At 71.6% G+C, this 14,632-nt stretch carries 14 protein-coding genes; 3 read left to right on the plus strand and 11 right to left on the minus strand.

From position 1 onward, the window contains the following. The first annotated feature begins 122 nt into the window (after positions 1 to 122). From K7957_RS09020 to K7957_RS09030, 3 genes are all read left to right on the plus strand, one after another. A complete protein-coding gene (locus tag K7957_RS09020; RefSeq protein WP_223011618.1) occupies positions 123 to 1,154 on the plus strand; it encodes a methyl-accepting chemotaxis protein in 1,032 nt (343 codons plus the stop codon). A 48-nt stretch (positions 1,155 to 1,202) separates the two neighbouring features. Beyond that, the gene (locus tag K7957_RS09025) at positions 1,203 to 2,081 is read left to right on the plus strand and encodes a type 1 glutamine amidotransferase (RefSeq protein ID WP_343228355.1); all 879 of its coding nucleotides are present in this window, start codon (positions 1,203 to 1,205) and stop codon (positions 2,079 to 2,081) included. A 63-nt stretch (positions 2,082 to 2,144) separates the two neighbouring features. Further along, positions 2,145 to 2,561: a cupin domain-containing protein gene (locus K7957_RS09030; RefSeq protein ID WP_223011619.1), complete on the plus strand. Its 417-nt coding sequence runs from the start codon at positions 2,145 to 2,147 to the stop codon at positions 2,559 to 2,561. A gap of 48 nt (positions 2,562 to 2,609) precedes the next feature. On the opposite strand, the gene K7957_RS09035 is transcribed toward K7957_RS09030, so the two are convergent. The 11 genes from K7957_RS09035 to K7957_RS09085 all read right to left on the minus strand — a co-directional run bounded on the left by K7957_RS09035 (position 2,610) and on the right by K7957_RS09085 (position 14,288). Continuing rightward, positions 2,610 to 2,852, minus strand: coding sequence for a glutaredoxin (locus K7957_RS09035; RefSeq protein ID WP_246616850.1), 243 nt, complete (start codon positions 2,850 to 2,852; stop codon positions 2,610 to 2,612). Between the two features lie 71 nt (positions 2,853 to 2,923). Beyond that, positions 2,924 to 4,651 carry a coiled-coil domain-containing protein gene (locus tag K7957_RS09040; RefSeq protein WP_223011620.1) on the minus strand — a complete coding sequence of 576 codons (1,728 nt, stop codon included), beginning with the start codon at positions 4,649 to 4,651 and terminating at the stop codon, positions 2,924 to 2,926. A 15-nt stretch (positions 4,652 to 4,666) separates the two neighbouring features. Further along, positions 4,667 to 5,731 carry a protein-glutamate methylesterase/protein-glutamine glutaminase gene (locus K7957_RS09045; RefSeq protein WP_223011621.1) on the minus strand — a complete coding sequence of 355 codons (1,065 nt, stop codon included), beginning with the start codon at positions 5,729 to 5,731 and terminating at the stop codon, positions 4,667 to 4,669. Positions 5,732 to 5,736: 5 nt separating this feature from the next. After that, positions 5,737 to 6,612, minus strand: a complete 876-nt coding sequence (locus K7957_RS09050) for a CheR family methyltransferase (RefSeq protein WP_223011622.1) — start codon at positions 6,610 to 6,612, stop codon at positions 5,737 to 5,739. A 37-nt stretch (positions 6,613 to 6,649) separates the two neighbouring features. After that, entirely contained in the window at positions 6,650 to 8,692 is a 2,043-nt protein-coding gene (locus K7957_RS09055; RefSeq protein WP_223011623.1) for a methyl-accepting chemotaxis protein, read from the minus strand. Between the two features lie 109 nt (positions 8,693 to 8,801). After that, positions 8,802 to 9,293, minus strand: a complete 492-nt coding sequence (locus K7957_RS09060; protein ID WP_223011624.1) for a chemotaxis protein CheW — start codon at positions 9,291 to 9,293, stop codon at positions 8,802 to 8,804. After that, positions 9,290 to 11,071: a methyl-accepting chemotaxis protein gene (locus tag K7957_RS09065; protein WP_223011625.1), complete on the minus strand. Its 1,782-nt coding sequence runs from the start codon at positions 11,069 to 11,071 to the stop codon at positions 9,290 to 9,292. The genes K7957_RS09060 and K7957_RS09065 overlap by 4 nt, the downstream gene beginning before the upstream one ends. 82 nt (positions 11,072 to 11,153) lie before the next feature. Further along, entirely contained in the window at positions 11,154 to 11,675 is a 522-nt protein-coding gene (locus K7957_RS09070) for a chemotaxis protein CheW (RefSeq protein ID WP_223011626.1), read from the minus strand. Further along, positions 11,672 to 13,615, minus strand: a complete 1,944-nt coding sequence (locus K7957_RS09075; protein WP_223011627.1) for a chemotaxis protein CheA — start codon at positions 13,613 to 13,615, stop codon at positions 11,672 to 11,674. The genes K7957_RS09070 and K7957_RS09075 overlap by 4 nt, the downstream gene beginning before the upstream one ends. Next, complete coding sequence (locus K7957_RS09080; protein ID WP_223011628.1) at positions 13,612 to 13,980, minus strand: response regulator; 369 nt, start codon at positions 13,978 to 13,980, stop codon at positions 13,612 to 13,614. Before K7957_RS09080 ends, K7957_RS09075 begins: the two co-directional genes overlap by 4 nt. Beyond that, the gene (locus tag K7957_RS09085; protein WP_223011629.1) at positions 13,977 to 14,288 is read right to left on the minus strand and encodes an STAS domain-containing protein; all 312 of its coding nucleotides are present in this window, start codon (positions 14,286 to 14,288) and stop codon (positions 13,977 to 13,979) included. Before K7957_RS09085 ends, K7957_RS09080 begins: the two co-directional genes overlap by 4 nt. Between the last annotated feature and the right edge of the window lie 344 nt (positions 14,289 to 14,632).

The following is a 14,632-nucleotide window of genomic DNA, read 5'->3' on the forward strand; positions in this document are numbered from 1 at the left end:
TCATCCACGACGACGCTCCGCGCCGACGGACCGGCGACACGATGTCGCGACCGCATGCTCCAGGTGGGTTACGCGCCGTTTACCCTCTTTGATTATACCGGCCGCTCCACCCAGGAATAACTATGCCGCGTCGCATCCGCTCACTGCTAGGATCGCTCAGCACCGAGGTCCGCGCCCACGCCGACCGCTCCGAGGCGATCGCGGCACAGACCAAGTTGCTGGCGCTCAACGCGGCGATCGAGGCCGCGCGTGCGGGGGAGGCGGGGCGCGGCTTCGGCGTCGTCGCGCAGGAAGTGAAATCGCTCGCGGCGCAGGCGAGCAGCTCGTCACACGCCTTCCGCGAGGAACTGCTCGGCCGACTGCGCCAGGGCAGCGAGATAGCGGCAGAGCTCGTCAGCGAGCTGGAAGGCGGGCGGCTCGGCGAGCTGGCGCAGTCGATCGCCGACGCGCTGGCGCGCATGCTGCACGACCGATCGGTCGACGTGCGCTTCCTCGCCTCGGACCATGCCATCCGTGAGAGCCTGCTGCTCGACACCGATCCCCGCGCGGAAGCGCGCGCGCTCGAGCGGCTACGCGCGCTGCTCGGTTACTCGCCTTACTTTCTCAACGCCTTCCTGGTCGACGCCGAGGGCAAGGTGCGGGTCTGCGCGCACGAGAATATGGCGGTGCGCGACGTTCATTTCGCCGACTTCGCACAGTTCCGCCGGGTGCTGTCGGGCGGCGCGACCGCCGGCTGGGTGACCGATGAGGTCTGGGTCAATCCCTGGTCGAACGACCGCAAGGTGCTGATCTACGTCGCGCCGGTGAAGTGCGAGGGGGTGATCGTCGGGATCTGCTACCTCGAGTTTGACTTCGAAGGGCAGGTGGCCGATCTGATCGGGGTGATGAACCGCGCCGCACGCGCGACCATCTCGATCGTCGATCCCGCGGGCCGCGTCGTCGCCACCACCGGCGGCTACCGTCACCTCGACGCACACCCGCACGTCGTTCCCGGCAGCGAACGGCTGACCCGCTCGCTCGACGGCCTCACCGTCGCCCAGGCGCGGGTGCCGAGCGACCATGGCATGCCCGGGCTCGGCTTCCGCTGCGTGATCGAGGATCACGTCGCCTCCGAGCGCGAGATCGTCTCCGCGCTGACGGGGCGATCGCGCTAAGTCACTGACGGTTGGACCCGATCATGCGCCGACACGTTCCAGCGCACCGTGTCCGATCAGTCCATCGCCGCTCTGTCCTTCCTCGTCGCCGAGAGCGAGCCGCCAGAGGCGCGCGCACATCGGCGCGACAGCGTGGGGCGCAGCTCGGGCGAGACCTATGCCGCCCTGCTCGAGGGGATAGCACCGAGCGCGGCGGTCACCCGCATCACCCCCGCCGATGACGGCGCGACGCCGCCGAGCGCCGCCGAGATCGCCGGTTATGACGCGGTGTTCCTCACCGGCTCGCCGCTCCATCTCTACGACGACAGCCCCGCGTGCCGCCGCATCATCGCCTTCATGCGCGACGTGTTCGGCGCGGGCGTGCCCGCGTTCGGGTCATGCGCCGGGTTGCAGGTCGCCGCCGTCGCGGCGGGCGGTCGAGTCCGGGCGATGGGTGAGCGCCGCGAGGCGGGCTTCGCGCGCCGCATCGCGCCGACCGCGGCGGGGCGCGACCACCCGCTGCTGCACGGTCGGCCGCTCGCCTATGACGCGCCCGCGATCCACACCGACGAGGTCGCCGAACTTCCGGAGAGCGCGACGCTGCTCGCCGGCAATGCGGTGACCGCGATCCAGGCCGCCGAGATACGCCACGGTGACGGCGTGTTCTGGGGCGTGCAATATCACCCGGAGATCGACCTCGGCGAAGTCGCCGCCGCGCTGCGGCGCCAGGCCGATGATCTCGTCGAGCATCGGCTCGCGCGTGACGAGGCGGACGTCGCGACACAGGCCGAGCTGGTGGAGGCGCTGCACGCGGATCCCGACCGGCGCGATCTCGCCTGGCGGCTCGGGCTCGACTCGCAGGTCATCGACGCGGCGACCCGCTCGACCGAGATCCGCAACTTCATCGAGCGGCTCGTACTGCCCACGCGGGCGCGTCGGCGCGGCTGAGCCGCGGGAACGCTCTGCCCGGCTCGAACGTCAGGCTTCACGAGACATCAAGGAGGACATGCCGTGACGATCTTCAACAAGGATATGGTCGAGCTCGCGTCGAAGAACGAGCTGTGGCAGAAGGAAGTCTACCGCGACGCCAAGGTGCAGATCGTGCTGATGAGCATCCCTTCGGGCGAGGAGATCGGGATGGAGACCCATCCCGCCGACCAGACCACCTTCATCGTCGCGGGTGACGCGCAGGTGGTGATCGACGGTCACTCGACCAAGGCAGGGCCGAACCACCTCGTCGTGGTGCCCAAGGGTGCGCAGCACAATATCGTCAACAAGGGCAGCGGCGAGCTCAAGCTGTTCTCGGTCTATGCGCCGCCCGCCGAGCCCGAGGGCGCTGCCTTCCGCACCAAGGAAGAGGCGGAGGAGGCCGAGAAGGGCTTGCTCGCCAAGGCCGCCGACAAGGTCCGCGAGGCGATTGGCCACTGATTACGGCGGCGGGGGCAGGGCGCCCCCGCCCGCCGGTTCGGCGGCGCCTCAGCCGCGCTGGAGCCAGCGCTCCAGCTTGTCGCTGCCGCCGATCCGCTCGCCGTCGATGAACACCTGCGGGGTGGTCTCGACGTCTTGCTCGCGCTCGAACGCGTCGACCGCCTCCCGTGTCGTCAGGATCTGGTCGTCGACGTCGAAGCCCGCCTGCTCCAGCATCGCCTTGGCCCGCACGCCGAAGGGACAGACATGCTCGGGCAGTACCATGCGATAGAGAGTGGCCTGCTGGGTCATCGTTTTATCCTTATCGTTCCGTAGGGATAACCGACCCAAGCGACGCCGGCGCCGCAGGTTCCCGGCGCCGCTCAGAAGAGGCCGTCGTCGTCGGCCTGCGGAAGCGCATCCTCGCCGCGACGCATCGTCATGCCGGGCAGCAGGAACAGCGCGTGGATCTCGCGCTCGCGTGCCATCGTGTAGAGGCCGGCGACCCACGGCAGCAGCGTGCGCAGACTTGCCGTGTCGGCGTCGCTCAGCGCCTCATGTCCCTCGGTGCAGTCGCGCAGGGAGCCCGACGCCGACTCGAGCGCGCTGATGAACATCTGCTGCTCGTGCAATTCCTCCATGCTGTGCTCGAGCGCCGCGACGACCCGCCGCGCCGCGTCTCCGCTACCCGCGACGGCCGCGTCCGAGCGGTCGGACGCGGCGCGTACCACCGCGAGCGCGTCGCGCAGCGTCGCGCGCGTGTCGCCGCCGGTGGCCGGGCCGTCGCCGCCCAGCGCGACTCCGTCGAGCGCGGCGACCTGCTCGGCCACCGCACCGCGCAACCGCTCGAGCTTGCGCGCGCAGGGGTCGATCTCGGTCGCGATCACCGCCACCGCGCGCCCGGTCTCACCGTGACGACGGCAGAGCAGCCGCGTATTGGTGGCGATGTCCTGCACGTCGAGCGTCACCGCCCGGATCGCCTGCAGATCGCGACCGAGGTCGACGACCGTCTCCTCGACGAAGGCAGCCAACATGCCGAGCTGTTCATCGGTATCGAACAAACGGGCGGTGATGTCCCCCAGCGCCGCGATGCCCTGCTCCAGCCGCCCCAGCGCGCCGCCGCCACCGCCGGCCAGCGCGGCAGTCTCCCCGACGCTTGCCGCCTGCGCCTCGACCAGCGTGAGCAGGTCGGCGGCGAGCGGGCCGAGCCGCGCGAGCGAGTCGAGCAGCGCGATGCTCTCGTCGCGGAAATCGTCCGCGATCGCGCGCATCTGCGCCGCGACCAAGCGCGCGACATGGGCCACCGCGCCGCGTGGAGGCGGCGCCGGCCGCTCGCCGGTGAGCTCCGCCGACGGATCGATCACGCGCAGCACCGCGACACAATGTTCGACGCGCTGGCGCACGCTATCCCCGATCTGGATCGCACCGAGCACGCGCGCCACCTCGCCCTGCACCGTGCGCGTGATCCCGCTCACCTCATGCGCGGTCCGCGCGACCGAGGCGAGCTGCGCCTCGAGCGCGTCGGCGCTGGCGGCGAGCTCGACCGGCGCCTGCACGCCCACCTTGGCGCACTCCCCGGCGAGTCGCGCATCGGTTGCCTGCAGCTCGGCGACGATCCGCATGAATCGCTCCAGCTCCTGCGCGAAGCGGCGCAGCTGCTGCTCGCTGCCGTCCAGCTTGGCCTGCATCACCGCCACGAACTGGAAGAAGGCCGGCTCGCCCGCCGAGGCGATCTTGATGCTCATGCCGTAGCAGCCGAGCAGTCGCATCACCTCGCCCATCTCCGCCAGGAGCGCGCGCAGCGTGCGCGTGCGTTGGGTCAGCTGCGCGACAGCCTCGGCGCGCCGGTGCTGCGTCTCGGGCAGCGCGGTGAGCCGCGCCGCGGCGGCACGCAGCTCGGTCACGGCGGCGCCCGCGCGTTCGGGCGCGAGCGCGCGCTGCACCTCGTCGAGCGCGCCCGCCATGCGGTCGATCGTGTCGATCGCGTCGGCGAGCGTTTCCCCGACGCCGCGGAAACGCTCCTCCAGCCCGTGGGCGAGCGCGTTGAGCCCGTCGACGAGCTGCTCGATCGGTGTAAGATCGCGGTCAGGCGTGATCGGGGCCACCAGCATCCTTCCTCTCCTCGCTCAGCGCGCCGTGGCCTGAAGCAGCTCGCGCGCGATCCGCCCCAGCGGCACCACGCGATCGGCGGCACCGCGCGCGATCGCTTCTTTGGGCATGCCGAACACCACCGACGTCGCCTCGTCCTGCGCGATCGTGCGCGCGCCGGCCTGCTTCATCTCGAGCAGCCCGCGCGCGCCGTCGTCGCCCATGCCGGTCATGATCACGCCCACCGCGTTCGCGCCGGCGTTGCGCGCGGCGGAGCGGAACAGCACGTCGACCGAGGGACGGTGGCGCGCCACCAGTGGTCCGTCGCGCACCGCGACGACGTAGCGGGCGCCGTGCCGTTCCAGCAGCGTGTGGCGCAGCCCGCCGGGGGCGATCAGGACACGGCCGCGCATCACCGTGTCGCCGTCCGCCGCCTCGCGCACGTCGACCGCGCACAGGGCGTCGAGCCGCTGCGCGAACGCGCGCGTGAAGCGCTCGGGCATGTGCTGCACCACCACCATGCCGGGTGCGTTGGCGGGCAGCACCTCCATCACCGCACGCAGCGCCTCGGTGCCGCCGGTCGAGGCGCCGACGCAGACGACCATCTCGGTGGTGCGGCTCATCGCGTTGCCGCCGGGCGGGGGCAGCACCGCGTCGGCGGAGAGCTTGCGCGACGGCATCTCGCGCGGCGTCCTTGCGCTCAGCTTCGCGCGCGCCGCACCTTTGATCGTCTCGCGGATCTGCACGTGCGCGTCGGCGAGATGCTCGACGACCCCGATGCGCGGCTTGAGGATGACGTCGACCGCGCCCGCTTCCAGCGCCTGCAGCAGTGTCTCCGACCCCTCCTCCACCAGCGACGAGCACATCACCACGGGGATCGGCCGCTGCGCCATCAGCTTGCGCAGGAAGGTCAGGCCATCCATGCGGGGCATCTCGACGTCGAGCGTGATCACGTCGGGCAGCGACTCCTGGATGCGCCGCGCCGCCACGAACGGGTCGCTCGCGGTCGTCACCTCCAGCTCGGGATCGGCGGTGAGGATCGCGGTCATCGCCTGGCGCACGCTCGCGCTGTCGTCGATCACCAGCACGCGGGTCCTGCGCATCGCGCTCACGCCCGGGCGAACACGGTGCCCGCGACGGACACCAGGGGGAGATCGAGCCCGGCGATCGACTCGCTGTGCCCGAGGAACAGCAGGCCGCCGGGCGCGAGGCACTCGGCGAGCCGCCGCACCACCGCGCCTTGCATGTCGCGCTCGAAATAGATCAGCACGTTGCGGCAGAAGATCAGGTGCATCGGCGCGCCCACCGGATAATGTTGGTCGATCAGGTTCAGCGGCGCGAAGCCGATCGCGGCGCGCAGCTCGGGCACCACGCGCAGCTCGTCGCGTCGCCCGTCGAGCGCGCGGCGGAGATAGCGCTGGCGGAGCAGCGGCGGCACGGGATCGAGCTGCACGCTGGGGAAGACGCCGCGTCGTGCCACTGCCAGCGCCTCGGTATCGAGGTCCGTCGCGAGGATGCCATAGTCGGGCCCGCCGTGATCGAGCGCGAAGGAGTCGAGCAGCATCGCCAGCGTGTAGGGTTCAGCGCCGGTCGAGCAACCCGCGCTCCAGGCGCGGAGACGCGGCACGCCGGCGTCGCGCAGCCGCGGCAGTACCTCCGCCAGCAGATAATCGAAGTGGCGCGGCCCGCGGAAGAAGTCGGTCTTGTTGGTGGTCACCGCGTTGAGCAGGTGCTCGCGCTCGCCGGCGAGCCCGCCGCGCTCGAACAAGGTGGCGCAATAATCGGCCAGGCTCGCGTGACCGGTCGCGCGGACGCGCCGGCGTAGTCTGCCCTCCAGCATCGTCGCCTTCACATCAGGCAGGCGGATACCCGATTGCTCGAGGATATAGCCGCTCAGCCGGACGAAGTCGCGCCGCGACAGGCGATCCTCCGGCTCGGGCAGGCCGGCATAGTGCACCGGAAGATCGGGCGACCAGGGGATCATCGCTGGCGCGCGCCGTGGGGACGGTCAGGTCCGTCGCTCACGCCTCGGGCTCCCTGGCCAGCTTGTCGCGCCGCGGTGATGCCTCGACAACGAGGTCGATCGCCGCGCCGCGCTGCTGCCGAAGGCGGTCGCGCACGGTGGTCGCACTGATCGACCGCTTGAGCCGTGTCGAACGCAGCCGCGTCGGCGCGGCGCCGGGGTGAGTCGGGGCGACCGCCGATGCCGCCACCCCGGACAGGTCGAGCCGGAAAAAGCCGATCCGCTGCCGCAGCTCTTCCGCTTCGTCCGCGAGCGAGTCGGCGGTCGCCGCGATCTGCCCGCCCGCCTCGGCGCTCTGGTGCGCCACCTGATCGAGCTGCTGGATCGCGACGTTGACGTGCCCGGCGCCGAGGTCCTGCTCGCGGCACGCCGCGCTGATCTCGGCGACGAGCTCGGCGGTGCGGCGAATGTCCGGCACCAGTCGCGCGAGCATCTCGCCCGCGGTCGCGGCCGCCTCGCTGGTCTCCGCCGACAAGGCGCCGATCTCCGCCGCGGCGTCCTGGCTGCGCTCCGCCAGCTTGCGCACCTCGGCCGCCACCACCGCGAAGCCGCGGCCGTGCTCGCCCGCGCGCGCCGCTTCCACCGCGGCGTTGAGCGCGAGCAGATCGGTCTGGCGCGCGATCTCCTGCACGATCCCGATCTTCTCCGCGATGGCGCGCATCGCCCGGACCGCGGCCTGCACCGCGGCGCCGCTCGCCTCGGCGTCGCGCGACGACTGGCGCGCGATCGACTCGGTCTGCGCCGCATTATGTGCGTTCTGGCGCGTGTTGCTCGCCATCTGCTCCATCGCGGCGGACGCCTGCTCCGCCGCGGCGGCCTGTTCGGTCGCACCCTGCGATACTTGATCGGCCGCGGCGGACAGCTGCTGGCTACCCTGTGCGACGCGCTCCGTCGCCGCGGCGGCGTGGCCGATCGTGGCGCGCAATCGCTCGATCATGGTCGCGAGCGCGCGCCCGAGCTGGTCCCGGTCCGAGCGGGCGCGATGTTCGACGGTGAGATCGCCCGCGGCGACCGCCTCCGCCAACGCCGCGGTGGCGCGCAGGCTGAGCAGCATGGTGACCAGCGCGCGGCTGAGCAGATCCGCGTCCGACTGCGGGACCGGCTGCGCCGATAGATCTCCGGCCGCGACCTGTTCGGCGATACGGCCGATCGCCTGCATATTGCGGCGCATCAGGTCGATGTCATCGGCGAGCCGGTCGCTGAGCCCACCGTAACGCCGCGCCACGGCGGCGGTGGCGTCCCCGATCGACACCGCGCGCAGGGCCGCCGAAACGGCGCCGATCGCGTCGCGCACGGCGCGCACGCTGCCCTGCATCTGGCCGACCTCGTCGCGCCGTTCGGCGTCGACCGGGTCCGCGATCGTCGTCAGCTCCACCGCCACGGCGGCCACCGGCCGCGCCAGCGTGCGCGACAGCAGCGCGACGATCAGCAGCGCCGCCGCTGCGCTGGCGAGGGCGCCGGCGACGAGCTCGACCGGGACGAGACCGAAGATGGCATCCTGGCGGCGCCGCCGCTCCGCGCGGACGGCCGAGATCGCGGCCAATGCCGCGGCATGGCGCGCGCGCAGCTCGTCGAACAGATGTTTGCCCGCCCCCGTCCGCTCGATCTCGCGTGCGCGCTCGCGTGTGCGCTGGTCCGCCATCAGCCTGATCGCCGGCTCCGCCACCGCGCCGCGCCAGCGCAGCGCGGCGAGGTGCACCGCCTCGGCCTGCGCGCGGAGCGTCGCGTCGGCGCCCGCGTCAGTCGCCGCCGCGAGCGCGGCGCGCTCCAGCGCCGCGCCGCCGCGCTGATAGGCGTCGAGGAACACCGGCTCGGCCGCGAGCAGGTAGCCGCGATAGCCGGTCTCCTGGTCGGTGGCCGCCTGCATCATCGCGGCGACGTCGATGATCAGCTTGGAGTAGAGCCGGTTCTCGTCGCCGATGTGGCGCGCGCGGTCCGTCTGGACGAGCACGGCGCCGTCGCTGACGAGCGCCAGCAGCAGGATCGCCGCGACGCCGAACAGCAGTTTTCGCGCGATAGGAAGATCATCGATCAGTCGCATCATTCGATCGGCTCCGCGGGAGAGGCGGCCGGCGGTTCGCCGGCATGCTCCCATGATAGAGGACCGCCCCGCCCCGCCCGGCGCCCCGCGCGCGAAGTCGCGCTCTGTCTCAGCCGGGCGCGTCCGCTGAGGTGACCAGCAGCACCGCCTCCGCCTCGCCCGAGAAGATGCTGGCGAGGTCGAGCAGGATGGCGAAGCCTTGCTCCCCCCGCAGTACGCCCCGGATATGCTCGGCATGCCACCGCACCCCCAGCTCGGGCGGAGGCTCGATCGCCGCGGCGGCGTAGACGCGCACGTCGAGCACGCGGTCCACCATCAACCCCAGCGTCACCGACGCGGAGCGGTTCGGGATCCCTACCTCCACCATCAGCATCCGCGTCATCGGCGTCACCGCGATCGCGCTGAGCCCGAGTCTCAGCCGCAGGTCGATCACCGGGACCGAGGTGCCGCGCACGTCGATCAGGCCGCTCAGCCAGGTCGGTGCGTTGGGCACACGAAAGGGTGCGCGATGATCGAGGATCTCGCGCACCTCTTCCACCGGCAGCGCGAACTGCTCGTCTCCCAGCGCGAAGACGACCGCCTGGAGCGCCGCGCCGCTCATGCCGCGCGGCCGAAGTCAGCGTCCTCGCGATCCGGGCCGCCGCTGGTGAGATCAAGCGCGAAGCCCCGCACGCGCGCCGACTCGGGCGCGCGACGCACGGGCGCGGGCGCGCGGGGTGACGCCGATACCGACCGCGCGCCGCGGCGTGGCGCCGCGGTCGGCGCCGCCGCGCCGTCGACCTGGAAGAAGCTCATGCTCTGTTGCAGCTCCTCGGCCTGAGCGGCGAGCTCGTCGGAGGTGGTGGAGATCTGCGCGGCCGCGCCGGCGTTCTGCTGCGTCACCTGGTCGAGCTGCTGGATCGCCAGGTTGATCTGCCCGGCGCCGAGGTCCTGCTCGCGGCATGCTGCGCTGATCTCGGCGACCAGCTCGGCGGTGCGGCGGATGTCGGGCACCAGCCTGACCAGCATCTCGCCGGCCTCGCCCGCCGCCGCCACGGTGTCGCTCGACATGGTGCCGATCTCCGCGGCGGCGGCCTGGCTGCGCTCGGCGAGCTTGCGCACCTCGGCCGCCACCACCGCGAAACCGCGGCCGTGCTCGCCAGCGCGCGCCGCCTCCACCGCGGCGTTGAGCGCGAGCAGGTCGGTCTGGCGCGCGATCTCCTGGACGATGCCGATCTTCTCCGCGATCGTCCGCATCGCCCCCACGGCCCTCTGCACCGCCGCGCCGCTGCGCTCGGCGTCCTGCGACGATCGGTGCGCGATCTTCTCGGTCTGCGCGGCATTGTCGGCGTTCTGTTTGATGTTGGCGGCCATCTGCTCCATCGAGGCGGAGGCTTCCTCGGCCCCGGCGGCCTGCTCGGTGGCACCCTGCGACACCTGCTCCGACGCGGAGGACAGCTGCTGGCTGCCACCCGCGACCTGCCCCGCCGCCTGGCTCACCTCGCCGACCACGCCGCGCAGCCGCGCCACCATCGCCACCATCGCGTGTCCGAGCCGGTCGCGCTCGGACAGCGGCGTGTGCGCCACCGTGAGGTCCCCCCGCGCGATCGCGTCCGCCATCGCCGCGGTGCCGCGCAAGTTCGCGGTCATGCGATTGACCGCGTCGAGGAGGTCACGGATCTCGTCGTTGCCGCTGACCCGCACCTCCTGGTCGAGGTCGCCCAGCGCCACCGCCCCGATCGCGGCCGAGGCGGCGCGCAGCCCACGCGACACCAGCAGCGCGATCCACACCGCACCCGCGACGGCCACCAACAGCGCCACCCCCGCCGTGACCAGCAGCACCCAGCGCGACTGCGCGTAGAGATCGTTTGTTTCCCGGTCGGCCCGCTGCATCGCGGCTTTGTCGGTGTCGACGATCTGGTCGATCGTCGCGCTGATCTGGTCGCCCAGCTTGAGCCCCGGCCCGAGCGACAGCCGCGCCGCCTCCTCGTTCTGGTTGGCTACCCCGAGCGTGCGGATGCGGTCGTTGATCGACTTATACGCGACCCACTCGTCCTGCAGCTGCGCCCAGCGAGCCTTGTTCTCCGCGGAGGTGTCGACGATCCCCTCCTCCAGCAGGCGCTCGACGCGCGCTCGATCCTGACCGAGCCGGTCGTCGAACAACCGTGTCAAGGCGTCGTCGCTCGTCATCGCCATGTTCTTCTCCATGCGCATGACGTCGCCGAGCGCGTCGCTGAGCGTGAGCGAGCGCAGCGCGCGCTGCGTCGGGCCCGCGATCACCTGGGAGATGGCGGTGTTGAGCGTCCCCATCCGCGAGATCGCCACGCCGACGACGGCGAGCAGCAGCAGCGTGAGAGCGGCGAACGTGGTGACGAGCTTGAGCTTGATCGTGGCACGCATCTTCAGGATCCTCGGCGGGAGGGCGTCGCGGTGGTAGGTCAGCTGATCACGCCGCCTCGCGGGGTGGCATCGCACGTCGCGCTCAATCGGTCGCGACAGCGACGCCGAGTGCCGGGGCGAGGATCGCGGCGAGGTCGGGCAGCACGATCACGTCGTCGCGCCAGCGCACCAGGCGACGGACGTGGGCCTGCGGCCAGCGCATCCCCAGAGCAGGTGGGTCCTCGCTGCTCGCCTCGGCGAGTGTGACCACCTCGTGCGCGCGGTCGGCGCGCAACCCGAGCAGCGACGCCGCGACGCCGAGCGTGAGTTCGACCACGACGATGCGGCGGTCCGCCGTCACCGCGGAGGGCGGCATCGCGAAGGCGGCGCGCAGATCGACCAGCGGGACGATCCGTCCCCGGACGTTCACCAGCGCGTCGACCAGCGGGAGCGCGCCGGGCACCCGCGTCTCGGGCAGCGGGTCGACGATCTCGCGCACCAGCATCGCCTCGACAGCGAACGTCTCGCCGCCGACCGCGAAGGTGAGCACCTCGGGATTGCCGCGCGAGTCCCAGGCGAGATCGGCGGCGTCGTTCTCCGCCGCGACGGGGGCGATCGCGCTCATGCCGCCTCTCCCATCGCGCCCCGGCCGTGCTGCCCCCGTGCGATCAATCGTGGAACATCCAGGATAAGCGCGACGCCACCGTCACCCAGGATCGTCGCGCCCGAGAAGGTACCGAGGCTCAGGTGGAAGGGTGGGAGCGCCTTCACTACGGTCTGGTGGCTGCCGATGATCTGATCGACCACCAGGCCGATGCGCTCGCGCCGGTTCGCTACCACGACGATTTTCTGATGCGGGTCGGGCGCCGTATCGGTGGCGAACAGCTCGCGCAGCCGCAGGAAGGGGACGAGCCGATCGCGCAGCGTGATCAGGCAGCGCCCGACCGAGCGTCGGTCCGCCTCCGTGCTCAACTCGAGGCACTCCTCGACCGCCGCCAGCGGGATCACGTATCGTCCGGTTCCGACACGGACGAGCAGCCCGTCGATGATCGCGAGCGTCAGCGGCAGGCGCAGGGTGACCGTGGTGCCCTCGCCCTCGACGCTCGCGAGTTCGATCGTGCCGCGCAGCCGCTCGATCTCGCGCTTGACGACGTCCATACCGACGCCGCGACCGGAGAGCGTCGTCACCGCGCCGGCGGTAGAGAAGCCGGGATGGAAGATCAGGGCGAGCAGCTCGGCGTCGGCGAGCGTCTCGCCCGGCGCGACCAGCCCGCTCGTCTCGGCTTTGGCGCGCACGCGCTCGCGACTGATCCCGCGTCCGTCGTCGCTGATGGTGATGATCGCGGCGCCACCTGCCTGCGATGCGGTGAGCCGCACCGTGCCCGTGGCCGGCTTGCCGGCGGCAAGGCGCTCGTGCGCCGGCTCCAGCCCATGGTCGCAGGCGTTGCGCAGCGTATGGACGAGCGGGTCGAACAGTCGCTCGCCGACCGTCTTGTCGATCTCGGTCGCTTCCCCCTCGGTCTCGAGCGCGATCACCTTGCCGGTCTCGCGCGCGAGATCGTGGATCAGTCGCCGAAACCGTCCGAACAGGCTCGCCACCGGTACCATCCGCAGCACCATCATCGTGTCGCGCAGCTCGGCGGCGAGCCGCTCGATCTCCTCCGCGACCGAGCGCAGCAGCAGGTCGTGGCGGTCGCCCGCGATCTCGGTGAGCCGGCTCTGCGCGATAACCAGCTCGCCGACCCGGTCCATCAGCGTGTCGAGCCGCGCGGCGGGGACGCGGACCAGCTCTGCCTGCGCCCCGCGCGCGGCCCGAGCCGCCGCCCCGTTCGCGCCCGGGGCGACGGGCACCGCGGCGGGACGAGCCCCCGCCTCCGAGGGGACAAGCGGCGCGACGCTCAGCTCCATGTCGTCGAGCAGGAACAGGAAGACCTCGTCGATCGCCGCGCGGGGCACGTTCCCGCGCAGGAGCGCTTCCCATCCGACATAACAGTCGCGCTCGGCGAGCCGGTCGAGCGGAGGGATCGTCTCGCGTCGCGCCACCAGCGTGCAGTCGCCCAGCGACCGCAGCTCGTCGAGCAGCGCGAGCGCGTTGGTCCCGTGTGCCAGCGCCTGGCGCGGCAGCCGGAACGACAGTCGCCACGCACCGGTCGCGACGCTTGCCGCGGCGTGCCGCGACGCGACCAGCGCGGGATCGGGCACGTCGGCCGGCGTCGCGAGCCGCGCCAGGATCGCCTCGCCCGCGGCGGGTGCGGCATCGCCCTCGACCAGGGCGCGCATATGATCGCGCGCGGAGAGCACGGTGGCAACCAGCTCGGGCGTCGCGCGCGCGTGGCCCTTGCGGACACGGTCGAACACGCTCTCGATCTGGTGGGTGAAGGCGGCGAGCGCGTCGAAGCCGAACATCGCGCCCGAGCCCTTGAGCGTGTGCAGCCCGCGGAACACCGAGTCGATCAGCGCGGCGTCATCGGGCCGTTGGGTGAGGTCGAGCAGCGCCTGCTCGACCTGGTCGAGCAACTCGCTCGCCTCGGCGCGGAAGACGCCGGTGGGGTCCTCCGTGCTCACCGCCCCAGCACCTTCTGCACGACCCGGATCAGCTGCTCGGGCTGGAACGGCTTGACTAGCCAACCGGTGGCACCGGCGGCCTTGGCCTGTGCCTTGGCCTCCGCGTCCGACTCGGTGCTGAGGAAGATGATGGGCACGCCCGCCTGCGCGGGCTGCGCGCGCAGCGCGCGGATCATGCTCAACCCGTCCATGTTGGGCATGTTGAGATCGGTGACGATCAGGTCGAAGCGACTTTGCTCTGCCTTAACCAGTCCGTCGATGCCGTCGCAGGCCTCGGTCACGGCATAGCCAGCGCCGGTGAGGGCGATGCGGATCGCCATGCGCAGGCTGGCGCTGTCGTCGACGGTCAGGATCGAGGCACTCATCGCGGCAGTTCTCCGTGGAACCAGAAAACATGATCGTCGGCGTCGAAGCCGGCCGTGAAGCCCGAGCGCGCGAGCGCATCCGCGAGCGTCGCGCCGGCGGGTGCGGACAAGGCGAGGTCGGTGCCGTCGCGCGTGGCCTGGTGCCGCGCCGCCTCGACGAGCTGGAGCAGCGCGAGATCGGGTGCCGCCACCGCGGAGAGATCGAGACGGGTCAGCGCGCCGCGCGCGAGCGACTCACGCAGGGCGGCGGCGAGACGGTCGACGCTCGCCAGCGACACATCGCGCTCCGCCACGATCGTGGTGGTCATGCCGATCAGATCCTTTCCCAGGCGGCGCGCCGCCTCGACCCTCGACGGGCTCGAAGCGGCGCATGCGTCATCGACCCGCCCTGACGGACGAGAGCAACAAAGCGGCATCCGGCGCGAAAGCCTGGCTGGCGACCTGTCATCGGCGCGTCGCTGCGGGTCATCCTCACGACCGATCATTACCCTGTTTCTTCGACGAGCGCCGCTATCCCGCGTGATCGATGAAGCAGAGGCTGACAAACGTGCTGAGCACATGCCGTTTACGGCATCTTAGCAAGAAATTAGACGCCAGCGATGAACCTCGTCACCACTTCGGGTCAGCGTCGGGGAAGAGCGCCGATCTACGC

The organism is Sphingomonas yunnanensis (assembly GCF_019898765.1).
In the GTDB taxonomy this organism is placed as follows: domain Bacteria; phylum Pseudomonadota; class Alphaproteobacteria; order Sphingomonadales; family Sphingomonadaceae; genus Sphingomonas; species Sphingomonas yunnanensis.

Coding starts and splice junctions, on each gene's coding strand:
- K7957_RS09060 (WP_223011624.1), bottom strand. CDS start 9,293: ATGAGCGGCGCGGCGCTCCAGGCGGTCGTCTTCGCGCTGGGAGACGAG.
- K7957_RS09050 (WP_223011622.1), bottom strand. CDS start 6,612: ATGATCCCCTGGTCGCCCGATCTTCCGGTGCACTATGCCGGCCTGCCC.
- K7957_RS09080 (WP_223011628.1), bottom strand. CDS start 13,980: ATGAGTGCCTCGATCCTGACCGTCGACGACAGCGCCAGCCTGCGCATG.
- K7957_RS09055 (WP_223011623.1), bottom strand. CDS start 8,692: ATGCGACTGATCGATGATCTTCCTATCGCGCGAAAACTGCTGTTCGGC.
- K7957_RS09085 (WP_223011629.1), bottom strand. CDS start 14,288: ATGACCACCACGATCGTGGCGGAGCGCGATGTGTCGCTGGCGAGCGTC.
- K7957_RS09040 (WP_223011620.1), bottom strand. CDS start 4,651: ATGCTGGTGGCCCCGATCACGCCTGACCGCGATCTTACACCGATCGAG.
- K7957_RS09065 (WP_223011625.1), bottom strand. CDS start 11,071: ATGCGTGCCACGATCAAGCTCAAGCTCGTCACCACGTTCGCCGCTCTC.
- K7957_RS09070 (WP_223011626.1), bottom strand. CDS start 11,675: ATGAGCGCGATCGCCCCCGTCGCGGCGGAGAACGACGCCGCCGATCTC.
- K7957_RS09020 (WP_223011618.1), top strand. CDS start 123: ATGCCGCGTCGCATCCGCTCACTGCTAGGATCGCTCAGCACCGAGGTC.
- K7957_RS09035 (WP_246616850.1), bottom strand. CDS start 2,852: ATGACCCAGCAGGCCACTCTCTATCGCATGGTACTGCCCGAGCATGTC.
- K7957_RS09045 (WP_223011621.1), bottom strand. CDS start 5,731: ATGCGCAGGACCCGCGTGCTGGTGATCGACGACAGCGCGAGCGTGCGC.